We start from the raw sequence: 12,599 nt of genomic DNA, 5'->3' as shown, positions 1-12,599 counted from the left end.
TTTTAGTGTTTAAGGTGGTATGCGGCAGCTTCGGTATTGCGTTGCTCACACCTTAACAGGGCGTTAGCTCTCTCGGAAATTTAAGCAAAAGGAGGAAACATGGAAACTGTTACATTGCTAAAAGATGTGTTGTTAGATAAGGGGCAAATTCATAACTATTATGAAGGTAAAGTACCTCTTAATTTGTGGAGAGGACTAAATGTTAAAAAAGGTATGGGGCTTTTTGAACTAATTGAAGATACTCTCCTTCTTTCAAATGGTAGACCTAGACCTGCTGATATTACTATTCAAGGAATGGGAGCTGATGCGAGAGTTTTAGTGAAGGACCGGCCAAGAGGCATCAGTACGTTTGATAGACCAGGGATACCACAGGGGCCAAATTGGCAGCACTATCGGATACCAGAGGGCACACCTTTACCTTCTGGGTTGGCGATAGTTAAAGATCAGTATAACCCTCGTTTTGGTGCGTATAATTACACTATCGCTCCTGCTTATGATATGCCCTTGTCAAAGTTTAAGTTACTATTAAGTAAATTAGCGAAGTTAGCAGTAAGAGAGGCTGCGTAAGATGAATATACCTAAGCCATATGTACCGATGCTATTATCGGCAGTTAGAGACGCTGTTCTATATAATCAAAACTTGTTACATAGTGAAACTTTGAGAGAACGTGAAGATTATGAGGAACACTTAGTTCATTTGACTCAGTTTTTTGAATATTTGAAAGATGAATATAAAAGCAATGAAGCAGAATATGGTTTGAAGCTTGAGCAGTTGCTACCTGAACAAGCAGAGAGCTAACAAAGCATTTAAGAGTGATTCCCAACGCTTAGCATTTTTCGTGCTAATCGTTGGGTTTTGTGTTTACGGCGGTATGGTTAGTTTCGTGGTAGCGTTGCTCACACCTTAATGCGGCGTTATGTGTTTAAATAACGTCACAGAATGAGTATAATTAACCGTATTTCATTCTGTGGTGGTTTTATGAGTTCTAAAGTCGTTCGTTATATCAAAGTGAATATCGCCGGACTAACGTTTGATATTCCACTAGTTCCCTGTCCTGAGCACAAAACTGATGCGGATCATTTAAGGCATCTCTTAGCTACCGGTGAACTAGCAAAGGTGTCAGAAGTTATCACAAAGTTTGGTGTCGAGTTTGATAGTATTGAAGAGGCGCCGATAACTAGAGATACCCTTATTGAGAATCTGCAAGACTTAGGTTTTGAAGCTTTTATTCCTAGAACTTCCTCTTGGAAGTGTGCTTTTATAAAATCAAATGCGAAAGCCACACTTTATTTCCTTATCGGTAAGCGTGACATCTCATTCAAATACTACGATAACCTCCGCCTTACAAAGTTAGATGATACCGGTAAGCTGTTTACAGATGGGGGAATCTTTGTAAGATGTTTTTATGAGAAAAGTGGAATTGTTATTCATAAGCATATCTTAGATATTGCTCTTAAGTTTTCATCAGGCGTAACTTTGAGTGGAAACGACCTGAGTAATTATGGGCAATCTCAGAAAGCTCTGAATGAGAAAGCAAGGCTTGTGACACAGTCATTGACTTCTCTTGAGTCTCTTGGAAGTGAAACAGAAAGCCAGTACATTCCGGAACCAGGTTGTTTGGCAAGTTGGGAGAGAGATTAAACACATAACAAAGCATTTAAGAGTGATTCGCAACGCGTGGCATTTTTACTATGCGGTGCGTTTAATGTTTAAGGTGGCTTGCGGCGGCTTTTGTAGTACGTTGCTCACACCTTAATGCGGCGTTATGTAGCTAGGTAAGAAATGGAGTATAAATGCTTGGTTTAGTTCGATTTGTATTGGTTGCGAATGTAATAGCAGCCGTAATAGTTGTTGGTCTAGAGATGTCTACAGGCTTCTTTGGACTTAAGTTTGTATCGGACTATGCATTTTTCATCGTAATGCTTATATGGGGAACGACAGCCTTATTTTTCATGTATCCACCTCTGGGTGGTATGGGGCAGTCTGACGACAAGGTTGATAGGATTACAGACTCAATGGTTGACCGTAGTGTTGCGGACGAAATCGATGATGAGCGGTTCTCAGAAAATACAGCCTTTTGTATCAAACTGCTCATAGCTGGCGTGCCTGCATTCTTGGTTTGTGTCCTTGCGAGCATCGCTACATAACAAACTGTTCAAGAGGGATTCACAACGCGTGGCATTTTCACTATGCGTTGGTTTAAGTGATTAAGGTGGTATGCGGCGGCTTAGGTATTGCGTTGCTCACCCCTTAACAGGGCGTTATATTCTCCGAGGTAATAATGGATAAGTTTGATATATCTAAATTTGAGTGCAGACCTACAAAAGAGCTTGCCAAAGAGTATCTAGATTTGAAAGAAGCAGGGACAGTTCAAGCTAGTGTCTGTGAAAGTGCAGATCAAGAGGGAATTGCATTGTGGTTTCTGATAAAGAATGTAAAGCCTGTAGATATTTATTGTTACCTCAACGCACGTTTTGGCGCTCCAAACGGGATGCAAAACTTATTTAAAAACCAGCATAGTGATAATTTGTTTCATTGGCATTATACGCTTCACTATGAAAACAAAACTGTAGATATAATGTGCGCGAACTACAGAATTGAGGTAATGCATGGTTTTAAATTCTTAGATCATCAATATGCATTAGATTCGTTCCTAAGTGACATAAAGCAAGACTTTATGAACTACAAAAAAGAGATTAGTCAATTTAGAACGACATTAGAAAAGTGGAGTTTATTTGCTAATCCTTTTTATCACAATAAATCTATGATCGAATATCAAGTTAGTGCTCTTGAAGCACTAGAACTTGATAGTTGCCCCGCAGAGGGGAAGGTTCGTCCGGAAAACAAGGGTGTATTTGAAGAACTATCCGCACGTTATGTTCAAGCGACATCTTTAGCATTTGGGATCAGAATTCTCGCCCCAGTGTATGCTGAGTCTTTCGTAAATACTTTGATATTTTTGCTTGCGGATAGTGATGTAAAAAAAGATCAGCGCCTATATGAGAGTATTGTAAGGCAGAATATAGATATACGAGTTAAGCAGCTACATCGAAACTGTAGTGGCTTCGCTCATCCCGTAGATTACAACAATGCAGATTCATGTAAGAAATTACATTCGCTATTTAACAAGCGGAATGATCTCTTACATGGCAATATTGACCCTAAAAAGTCGGTATATGACACATGCTATTTTCAAGGAAATACGCCTATCTTTGCTGAGTTCAAAGATATGTTTACTCAGGTGCATACTGCGTCACTGAGTATTTCTTCCCCTGAACAAGCACTTGAAGATTATCAAACGGTTCAAGATTTTATTGCTTACGTTCTAATGTGTTTAGATGAACCAACCGATCAAATAGTACGACAGTTTCTAGCCACTCAAAATCCTGGTTGGAACGAAAAAACGGGTAGGGCGGGTGTTCTTTTTCCTAAACACTTTGTCGATGGCTTTGCTGTTACGGATGTACCAATATTTGAAAGTCGATAACTTAAAAACGAATATAACAAAGCATTTAAGAGTGATTCGCAACGCTTGGCATTTTCGCTTCGCTCAAGTATAGCCAAGCGTCGCTCACACCTTAATGCGGCGTTATGTAAAATGAGGAAACTTTTTTGAGTCGTATTGGTTTGTTAAGACCACAGTCTTTTGTTTGGTTATTAAATTACATAGGTGTCCCGGCAACATTTTTATATTTTATCTCGATGTGTGTTGTACCTTGGTTCTACGGAGATTGGGAATATGTGCACCAAGTGTGGTTAGATTGGCAAACCTTAAACACAGGTGTTCTAGCGTTTATATCAAGCATTACAGCTTTTAATATTGCCAGTTTTACTGCTGAAATACAGAGAGCTCGAGAATTTGTAGCCGCTAGGGCATTATTACCACAAAAATTAGACTCTCTACTTAGGTACGTTGATAGTAGTGCAGAAGTTTTACAACAGGCTAATTTCTATCAGAAAGCGAGACAAGCCAGAGAGCAGATAAGCCCGCCAGAGCTCAATACTAGTGATTTGACGACCATTCAAGAGTGTATTCGATACGCTACTCCCGAGGTTGCAAAATACTTGGCAAATATTCTAAATCAATTGCAAGTACATAGCTCTAGGCTTGACTGGGTTTGTAGACGAAACGATAACAATCAGAGGTTTTACAATACGCTCTATTACGAGCTTGCTGTGCTAAGGAATAATATAACAAACCTATTCCCTTTAGCTCGAGGTGAAGACGACAAAATTAACACCGCTTGCAATAAAGGTGCGATTGACTTTGCGCTGCATATACTCAACATTCGTTATGAGTTTGTTGATGGGCTAGAGGACTATGTATCTGAAAGATTGGGGAAAATTTCACATAACAAAGCGTTTAAGAGTGATTCGTAACGCGTGGCATTTTTGCTATGCGTTGGTTTTAGTGTTTAAGGCGTAATGCGGAGGCTTTTGTATTGCGTTACTCACACCTTAACGCGGCGTTATGTAGCTATAAATAATACGGTAAAAAATGACAGAATTTATATTGGAGCACATAGTTGTTGTTCTTGGTACAGGGTCTGTAGCAATAACAGGATTATCAAGCTGGTTAGGGAAGGTTTGGTCTACTCGTATAGCCATCAGAGAAAAAGCGGAATACCAAGAAAAATTAGATAATTTGAAACGCGCTCATGAAAAAGAGCTGTCTGAGCTTCAAAAAAAGCATGAAACTGCGTTAGAGATCTTGCGTAGTCAGTTACTGACAGATTCCGAGTTGCTTAAAGTTCGTTTAAAAAAGTCAGAGTTTTTGTTTGAATTGGAACTAGAGGCAGCTTCTGCTTTTGTATCAATGAATCGAAAGTTACAGCCTGAAAAAGGTGGCTACATCGATCCCACACAAGAGTTCGTCGATGATTATTGTAAACTCGATGAACGAACCACAGAATTAAAAAAAGCAATCAATGCCTTTCTTAACCAGTATGGTGCGGTTCTAGATTCTATGGTGAAACAGGATCTTGAATATTGTTTAACACAATGTAATGACCTAACTGATGCAGCGTTGATGGGGGCTCAGTTTGCAGGAAGTGACATCCGGATGGTGTATAGCCGCTTATCTGAAATTGAGCAAAGGCTTATTGTTAGTTTTAAGGAGCAAACCGCTACATAACAAACTGTTCAAGAGGGATTCGCAATGCGTGGCATTTTCACTATGCGTTGGTTCTAGTGTTTAAGGTGGTATGCTGCGGCTTGGGTATTGCGTTGCTCACCCCTTAACAGGGCGTTATGCGCTAGTCTACAAATTGGCAATGAGGACATTATGAAACTATCAGAATTGCAAGCTCATATTAAGAAGTTTGACCATAAGCCAGAGTTGGCAGACAAGTATTTCCTCAAGTTAATTGAAGAAGTTGGTGAGCTTTCAGAAGCAATTCGTAAGGAAAAAGTCGGGCAACCTGACCTTAGCGAATTGAAAGGCAGCATTGCTGAGGAACTGTATGACGTTCTCTATTACATTAGTGCGTTAGCAAATATTCATGGTGTTGATCTTGAAAGAACTCATGCTCTAAAGGAACACTTAAACAAAGTTAAGTATGATCGCTGAAAACCATGTTTGAGCTAGTTGTTTAATAAACTTGATTTATTTGTTTAACTTTAGCTTCGCGCATAACAAACAATTTAAGAGGGATTCCCCACGCTTGGCATTTTTGGTTTGGGTCAAGCTTAGTGTTTACGGCGTCTAAATTGAGTATCGTGGTCGCGTGGCTCACCCCTTAATTGGGCGTTATGCCTATAAGAGGTAATATGGATAGTAAATGGGAGTGCTTTGGGTGCGGGCATAGCAATGAACACTCATCATTGAAGTGTGAAAAGTGCGGGTCTTTAGGCAAAGAGCTTGCAAACAAGCAGATGGCAAACCACCTGTTAGGAAATGACAAAGTGAAATCGAAGTTTGAATACTGCTGTGATAAATGTGGTTCAGAGTCATATGAGGTTGGTGAGCTAAGAGCCAGTGGTGGATTCTGGAGTACATTTTTCAATTACAACAAACACCGTTTTTATTTCTTATCATGCAGTAGCTGCGGTCACACTGAGTTTTACAAACGAGGTCTAGGTACTGGACAAAAAATATTAGATTTTCTAGGTGGCTAGCATAGGCATAACAAACTGTTTAAGAGTGATTCGCAACGCGTGGCATTTTTACTATGCGTTGCGTTTAGTGTTTAAGGTGGCTTGCGGGAGCTTTGGTATTGCGTTGCTCACACCTTAACAGGGCGTTAGCTTATGAACATCAAAATCAAGCAAATCTAGCTCATGGTAGATCAGTGCGTTGGTTGTAATTCTGTGCTTTTAATCGTTTCTAACTCAAAATTGGGCAACCTAAAATCTTCCGAATCAGATTGACTGTTGTATTGAAGTGGCGCTGTTTTAATCTTTCATGAACGTGATTCTGTGGCTGCTTAGCGGTAATGTTTAGTCCGCCTAATCAGCACTAATATTTGAGTCCTGCATTTGAAAGTAGCAAGTATAATCTCAGCTTCAGTGGATGAAGTTCTGTGAGACGCCACGCTTGGCGTTTCTAGTTTGGTTCAAGTCAATTCAAAGTTCATCACTTGAAGTTATCGTCTAAGTGCTTGGAATCAAGTCCAGTGCCTTGTGCAAAGTAAGGTGGTGCTTAGGTTTGGTGGGCTTGTCGGGTAATAAGCTAACAAAGCATTTAAGACGGATTCCCAACGTTTGGCATTTTCGGTTTGCTTTAGCTTCGGTGTTTACGGCACTATGCTTTTAGTTCAGTGGTCTGCGTTGCTCACCACTTAATGCGGCGTTATGTTTAAGGAGCTAATATGAAGCTTGGTGGTCATGAGAAGTTTTTATTGATGTTTGCTCCAGAGCAGATGAATGCGGTACAAAAAGTTGGGTTGTTTCCCTGTTCAAATTTGGATGATGAGCGAAAGTACAGAGCAGGTATTAAAGCTACGGCAGATCATTTAGAGAAATTTCTTACTTTAGCCGAGGTCGCAAATGATTTAGCGAAGGGATTCGAAATTGACAGGCAGGAACTTGAAGACAAAGGTCATACTCCTGCTATATACAGCCGAAGGTTTGCTGCTGTTTCAGAGTGTTGCATAAACGAGCTTTATGCCGCGTTAGATGGTGTTCGTGATGTTATCTACGGCGTTTATAAATCTGTGCAAGGTGTTCAGAAAAAGTCCACAAGTAAATTGTTTTCGAAAGCCAATCAAAAACAGTATGGTGAGGGGTTTCCAGTTGAGCTGAATAACCTGCTGTCGACCGCTTATAATGAATGGTTCTGCCAATTAAGAACGTATAGAACAGAGTTTACTCATGGTAGTTTGGGGCGTTGTAGCATGGAGCATGAAACCCAGAAAATTCGCTATATGCACTCCGCCTTAGGGGCTGGTAGTAACTCACTCATTATCGAAGACTTTGTGGAATATATAAATGGTGTGTACGCATACGTTTTAACGTTGCAAGAGCGTGTTTTTGACTTTCTATATAGTGCTCTGGAGTTATCTGAGAGCAAGGTCTTATGTGGTATTTATCAAGGGCGGGGATATATGCGCTCAATAAAGCCAGTCGAAAATCTAAGCGTTCATAGTGGTTTATGCATGTCAGTGAGTTATCCAGACCCATGCCCCTTAAAAGAGCAATGTGGAGCCTACAATAAAGCGTTGGCAGATTAAACATAACAAATTGTTCAAGAGTGATTCGGCACGCGTGGCATTTTTACTATGCGTCGGTTTTAGTGATTAAGGTGGTATGCGGAGGCTTATGTATTGCGTGCCTCTCACCTTAACAAGGCGTTAGGCATCAACATGAGTTATGCAACATCTATCTCAAATGGTATTTAGTGATATGGTCAACAAAGAAAAAGCTAAATTGGATGAGTACTTCGAATTATTACGAGAGTTAAGAGAACTTGAAGTTATCAGATCGTACAACGTTTTAGGTGATATTGGTGAGTATCTCTGTACAGTAGTGTTTAAAAACCTCAAACTCGTAGACGAAAGAACGAAGCAGGATTTTGACGCAACGGATGGACAAAGCAAAATACAAGTTAAGTTTAGCAATTCAAGTGATGCTAAAAATATAGATCTAGGAAAGCCAGAAAAATACGATGAGCTAATTGTTGTGCTCGGGACAAATAGTGTGCATAGGCATGCGGAAGATGAAAATGGTGAATATGTATTCTACCGATATACGTCGGCTCAAGTTCAGTCGCACTTTGGTGTGAATAGTGGTTACAAATTATCTAAAACTAAACACTTCAAACGAGCTGATGCCATCTATCCGCCGCAAATAAATGCCTAACAAACAATTTAAGAGTGATTCACCACGTTTGGCATTTTTGGTTTGGTTCTAGTTCAGTGTTTAAGGCGTCCAAATTGAGTGTCGTGGTAGCGTGGCTCACACCTTAATTGGGCGTTATGCTTCCCAACAAGTAAGGAATAACTATGGCAGTAAGTGCACCTAGTATTCAGGATGTTTTGAAAGGAATCGGGACTAAAGAGTTTTGGATTGGTGGCTTTGTTATCGGAGCGCTTGTCTTTGGGCTCGGTCTTGCTTATTACAATGTTCAGACTGAGTTGGATAAGAAAAACCTAGAGTTAGCAACTAAAAACTTAGAGATGTATAAAATTCAATTTGAAAATGATAACAAACATCTTACTAGGGAGTTGAAAGAAGCACAAAATGAGTTGTCTGAATTGAAAACTCAGTATTCAAAAGTAGTTGAAAACCGAAACACACTGTACAAACTGATGTCTGAACGATGTCAGGAACAAAGAAAGTATGTGAAAGCGCTTCAAGCTGATTATGGTTTTCAGACCAAGTACACAGCTAACTATGAGTATTTATCCATTTTAGAAAAAGTTATTGTTCAAATCGGTGAGTATGCCGAAAACTGTTAGCTTGGAACTTGAATCCAGAAGCATAACAAAGCATTTAAGAGTGATTCGCAACGCTTGGCAGTTTCGCTTCGCTCAAGTATAGCCAAGCGCCGCTCACACCTTAATGCGGCGTTATGTGTTTTTTGAGTTTCGAGGAATAAATGGATTCTATAAAAGTTGTACATACACCTCTTGATTGGTCTGGCGTTTCAGCGATTACTTCCATTCTAATGTTGTTTATAAACGTTTTTCTTCTAGTATCTGTGATTTTTGCTTATCGCACGATTCGGGTGGAAGTTAAAAATCGAGATAGTAGTCTGCTTCTCTGGGCTATGGAGGAGATGAAAAATATTAAACCTGACTCGCAAAAAATACATGAAGCGGGAGTTTACGCTCATGGTGAATTAGGTAGTACTGATTATGAAGTTCAATGGTCGAGAGAGACAATTGATCCGGCATATAGGGTAAGCATCTTAATGCAACGGTTATCATACATGGCTATGTCTGAATTAATCAGCAAAGAACATTTCGCTAAAATGTGGGGACCAGATTTCTCTAAGTCGTGGACTTTACTAGAACCGTATGTGCACCATAAGCGCTTTTTGAACGGCGAGAAGTTAACACTTAAAGAAGGGGCACATAACAAGCAATTTAAACAGACCCTCAACGCATGGCATTTTTAGTTTGCAGGTATTTCAATGGTTACAGCGCTATGCAGAAACTATCATTGTGCGTTTCGGGCTACTTAATCGGGCGTTATATTTTTAATTATGTCTAAAGAATATGAAGAGTTAGTAAATCATCTTTCAAATGCACTGAAGTGTGCGAAAGAATTGGGGCTAGGAAATGGGTTAGCTAAAGGAAAAATTGGCGAGATAATGCTGGCTAATTACCTTGGGCATAAATTGGAGCTTGGCGATAAGGGTGCAGATGGCGTCGATAATAATGGGCTCCGGTTTGAATACAAAGTAAGTCACGACAATCAGTTTAATTTCAATTTTGGTCATGCACGTCCAGAGGGGGAAATTGAACAGCTCGTAGATAAGCATTTTGAGGGTCTTTCCGGAGCTTATTGCGGTCTTATGCATGAGGGGAAACTTATGAAAATAGTGTTTTGCCCTATCGAGGGAATAACTTCTTTCCTCAAAGATCACCTTCGAAAAGTAAAGGGAAAGACTTTTCAAAAGAGGTTCGACCCTATAGAAGAGTTTATGAATAAAGTGGATGGTGCTGAGTGGATATTAAAGACTGACTTTCATATTGATAGTGCACCTAGAAGAGCGGCAAAGGCACAGAAAATATAACAAGTGGGTCCAGGTGATGCTTAAAGTGCACCTGACCCAAGCGTTATGTGTGGGAGGAAGTATGGAACTAGCAACATATGAGAAAGATAGTTACTTTCTTGAGGATGCATAGCTACTTAGCAAAGAATACCCTGACACGTTTTGGGTTCCTAGTTCTGATGCCCGATCTTCAATTAAGTTAGGATCTATTGTTAAGCTTATCTTTAATATGCTTGAGCCTGAGTCCGAAGAAGAGGTTTCCATTGAACGAATGTGGGTGGAAGTCAAAGCGCTAGAGAAAGGTTTATATGTAGGTACATTGGACAACGATCCATATTGGAACGTATTACTTAAATGCGGCGATAATGTCGTATTTGGTCCTGAGCATATTATTGATATCTACGAAGAATAAACACATAACAAGGCGTTTAAGGCGGATTCACAACGCTTGGCAGTTTTGGTTTGAATCAGCTTAAGTGTTTACGGCACAATGATTTAGGTTTGGTGGTAGCGTTGTTCACCACTTAACGCAGCGTTATGTTTCTCTTTTAATGTGTGATATCGATCCCATATTCTGGTGTTTCAATTTGTTACTTTCGCCTTTCAGTTAAACAACACATTGCGTAAACGGTTAAATGAAAAAAGTAATAGTATTTCTTCCGATAATACTTTCAGGTTGTGTTCAACCATTAAAGACAGAAGCAGATGTTTCGGAAATCAGTCCTTTCATTGAATTCAATGTTAACGAGACTATTTCGGTGACTAACGCTCAATCTAGTCACGATGAGGTAGTTGTTGCTGATTTGGATTTAATGGCAGTAACAGGCTCTAAGTTTGATTTCACCGAGACTCTCATTGAAATAACAGAGCAAGAATTGGTTAAGAGAAAAGGCATAATAACTTCGAATAACCCTAAAAAAGAACTATCGTTGTCGGTCGATGATTTAAGTTGCAAAAAAGGAATGTTCGGACCGTCGTGCACAACAAAAATTTCTTTGACTATTGGTACCGACTACAGTGCAGTCTACACCGCATACAGTGAGAACGGATATACAGTAAACGATACCGCAAGTCACACTTTAGCAGAGGCAATGTCAGCGATGTTTCGTGATCCAAAGGTTATTGCGTATCTGACGGATTCATAAACATAACAAACTGTTTAAGAGTGATTCGCAACGCTTGGCATTTTTACTATGCGTTGCGTTTAGTGTTTAAGGTGGTATGCGGGAGCTTCGGTATTGCGTTGCTCACCCCTTAACAGGGCGTTAGGTATTCGGTATGAAATCAAGTATTACTTCAAAATTTGCGTGCCTTAATTGTAGGAAGGTGTTTAAAAAGCATAAGTATGACCAGTCCAAATCTGGTACTTGGACAGAGGTCACATATGAGGTAGTTTGTCCTCAATGTCATGGAAAAACGTACGAAACAGGTTCAGCGTTTAAAGCTCCAAAGCAGCATGATATTAAGGCATGGGAAAAGTTACGACCTCTATTCGAGAGTGGTTATATATTTACACCTGGACGGGGCAATCCGTTTGATGAAAAAGAAGTCACAACTAAACAAAAGTCTACCGCTGTACCAAAATCAGTGTTTCAAAAGCCAGCGCGAAAACGGGCAAAAAATACCTAACAAATTGCTTAAGAGTGATTCGCAACGCGTGGCATTTTTACTATGCGTTGGTTTATGTGATTAAGGTGATATGCGGGAGCTAAGGTATTGCGTTGCTCACACCTTAGCAAGGCGTTATACGAAAAAAGCAGCCGACGAGGGCTGCTACGCTAAAATTAAAGTAATGTTGGAATTAAGCTTTTGCATCTAAAAGCTTATCTGCTGCATCTAAGCCAGATTTGGTTACAAAATCGCGAGGAGTTAAATTAAGTGAATTTGCTTTGTTGGAAACTTCTTCAACCTGCTTAACACCAAACGTGACTTTAATTGGCTTTCCGAGTTTTGCTCGTGAAGATGATTTTTTGCTCATGTTTAGTCTTCCTTTTGAGCTGCAATTACAGCATTTCTTTTGAACCATTTGTTTACAGACCACTTAGAGCCAGTAAGGTCTTCCATCAAGTCACAAGCTTCGTTTACCTTGTCTACTTTTTCTTGAGTATCGAGCACAATTGTCTGCTCTCGTTTCATTTCGTACTGCTTAGTCATACCAACCTCTGATTTCACGTTCTTCCCTTACTATAAGTACGGTTTTTAAATTGTCAATCAAAATCAATACGTCAGGGTGCGACATTTGACGATTTTATGCGTCATTTGTTATCTTTGTTGTACGAGGACTCCTGTCTGGTGATATTAATTACTTGGCTCATTCGTTTGACGGCATTGCAACCATGCGTCAAAATGCGACGGTAACTCTAGAGGTGGTAAATGAAGTATTTGACGATAGATGATGTGTGTGAAATGTTGAGTATAAGTCGCAGGACGTTGGAACGA

19 protein-coding genes are annotated in these 12,599 nt (G+C 39.9%); 17 read left to right on the top strand and 2 right to left on the bottom strand.

What is annotated here, in order from left to right:
- Positions 1-99 precede the first annotated feature (99 nt).
- The 17 genes from J4N44_RS09895 to J4N44_RS09790 all read left to right on the top strand — a co-directional run bounded on the left by J4N44_RS09895 (position 100) and on the right by J4N44_RS09790 (position 11,789).
- Positions 100-567, top strand: coding sequence for a Tse2 family ADP-ribosyltransferase toxin (locus tag J4N44_RS09895; protein ID WP_252044383.1), 468 nt, complete (start codon positions 100-102; stop codon positions 565-567).
- Between the two features lies 1 nt (position 568).
- Complete coding sequence (locus tag J4N44_RS09890; RefSeq protein WP_005446124.1) at positions 569-799, top strand: hypothetical protein; 231 nt, start codon at positions 569-571, stop codon at positions 797-799.
- Positions 800-979: 180 nt separating this feature from the next.
- Positions 980-1,642 (top strand): hypothetical protein, encoded by a 663-nt coding sequence (locus tag J4N44_RS09885; protein ID WP_205461632.1) that lies wholly within the window; start codon positions 980-982, stop codon positions 1,640-1,642.
- A 152-nt stretch (positions 1,643-1,794) separates the two neighbouring features.
- Positions 1,795-2,148, top strand: coding sequence for a hypothetical protein (locus tag J4N44_RS09875; protein ID WP_041852923.1), 354 nt, complete (start codon positions 1,795-1,797; stop codon positions 2,146-2,148).
- A gap of 134 nt (positions 2,149-2,282) precedes the next feature.
- Entirely contained in the window at positions 2,283-3,488 is a 1,206-nt protein-coding gene (locus J4N44_RS09870; protein WP_252044382.1) for a hypothetical protein, read from the top strand.
- A gap of 125 nt (positions 3,489-3,613) precedes the next feature.
- The gene (locus J4N44_RS09865) at positions 3,614-4,381 is read left to right on the top strand and encodes a hypothetical protein (protein WP_131815243.1); all 768 of its coding nucleotides are present in this window, start codon (positions 3,614-3,616) and stop codon (positions 4,379-4,381) included.
- Positions 4,382-4,499: 118 nt separating this feature from the next.
- Positions 4,500-5,135, top strand: a complete 636-nt coding sequence (locus tag J4N44_RS09860) for a hypothetical protein (RefSeq protein ID WP_252044380.1) — start codon at positions 4,500-4,502, stop codon at positions 5,133-5,135.
- A 150-nt stretch (positions 5,136-5,285) separates the two neighbouring features.
- Complete coding sequence (locus J4N44_RS09850; RefSeq protein WP_252044379.1) at positions 5,286-5,570, top strand: MazG nucleotide pyrophosphohydrolase domain-containing protein; 285 nt, start codon at positions 5,286-5,288, stop codon at positions 5,568-5,570.
- Between the two features lie 182 nt (positions 5,571-5,752).
- A complete protein-coding gene (locus J4N44_RS09845; protein WP_306301152.1) occupies positions 5,753-6,118 on the top strand; it encodes a zinc ribbon domain-containing protein in 366 nt (121 codons plus the stop codon).
- A 692-nt stretch (positions 6,119-6,810) separates the two neighbouring features.
- Complete coding sequence (locus J4N44_RS09835; RefSeq protein WP_074050596.1) at positions 6,811-7,671, top strand: hypothetical protein; 861 nt, start codon at positions 6,811-6,813, stop codon at positions 7,669-7,671.
- Between the two features lie 139 nt (positions 7,672-7,810).
- Positions 7,811-8,299, top strand: coding sequence for a hypothetical protein (locus J4N44_RS09825; protein WP_074050594.1), 489 nt, complete (start codon positions 7,811-7,813; stop codon positions 8,297-8,299).
- A gap of 143 nt (positions 8,300-8,442) precedes the next feature.
- Positions 8,443-8,898 (top strand): hypothetical protein, encoded by a 456-nt coding sequence (locus J4N44_RS09820; RefSeq protein WP_206225550.1) that lies wholly within the window; start codon positions 8,443-8,445, stop codon positions 8,896-8,898.
- Positions 8,899-9,038: 140 nt separating this feature from the next.
- Positions 9,039-9,560: a hypothetical protein gene (locus tag J4N44_RS09815; RefSeq protein ID WP_074050592.1), complete on the top strand. Its 522-nt coding sequence runs from the start codon at positions 9,039-9,041 to the stop codon at positions 9,558-9,560.
- An 87-nt stretch (positions 9,561-9,647) separates the two neighbouring features.
- Positions 9,648-10,181, top strand: a complete 534-nt coding sequence (locus tag J4N44_RS09810; protein ID WP_074050591.1) for a hypothetical protein — start codon at positions 9,648-9,650, stop codon at positions 10,179-10,181.
- A gap of 172 nt (positions 10,182-10,353) precedes the next feature.
- A complete protein-coding gene (locus J4N44_RS09805) occupies positions 10,354-10,572 on the top strand; it encodes a DUF2314 domain-containing protein (protein WP_339374562.1) in 219 nt (72 codons plus the stop codon).
- Positions 10,573-10,795: 223 nt separating this feature from the next.
- Entirely contained in the window at positions 10,796-11,305 is a 510-nt protein-coding gene (locus J4N44_RS09800) for a YajG family lipoprotein (protein WP_074050590.1), read from the top strand.
- 133 nt (positions 11,306-11,438) lie between these two features.
- Positions 11,439-11,789, top strand: a complete 351-nt coding sequence (locus tag J4N44_RS09790) for a hypothetical protein (RefSeq protein ID WP_005537156.1) — start codon at positions 11,439-11,441, stop codon at positions 11,787-11,789.
- 172 nt (positions 11,790-11,961) lie between these two features.
- On the opposite strand, the gene J4N44_RS09780 is transcribed toward J4N44_RS09790, so the two are convergent.
- Positions 11,962-12,138: a hypothetical protein gene (locus tag J4N44_RS09780; RefSeq protein WP_155771768.1), complete on the bottom strand. Its 177-nt coding sequence runs from the start codon at positions 12,136-12,138 to the stop codon at positions 11,962-11,964.
- 2 nt (positions 12,139-12,140) lie between these two features.
- Positions 12,141-12,332, bottom strand: coding sequence for a hypothetical protein (locus tag J4N44_RS09775; protein WP_074050584.1), 192 nt, complete (start codon positions 12,330-12,332; stop codon positions 12,141-12,143).
- Positions 12,333-12,599: the final 267 nt, after the last annotated feature.

Origin of the sequence: Vibrio sp. SCSIO 43155 (assembly GCF_023716605.1) — a bacterium.
Classification (GTDB): Bacteria; Pseudomonadota; Gammaproteobacteria; order Enterobacterales; family Vibrionaceae; genus Vibrio; species Vibrio harveyi.
Note: the sequence above shows the minus strand (reverse complement) of the source record. Positions and strands in the feature narration are given on the sequence as shown.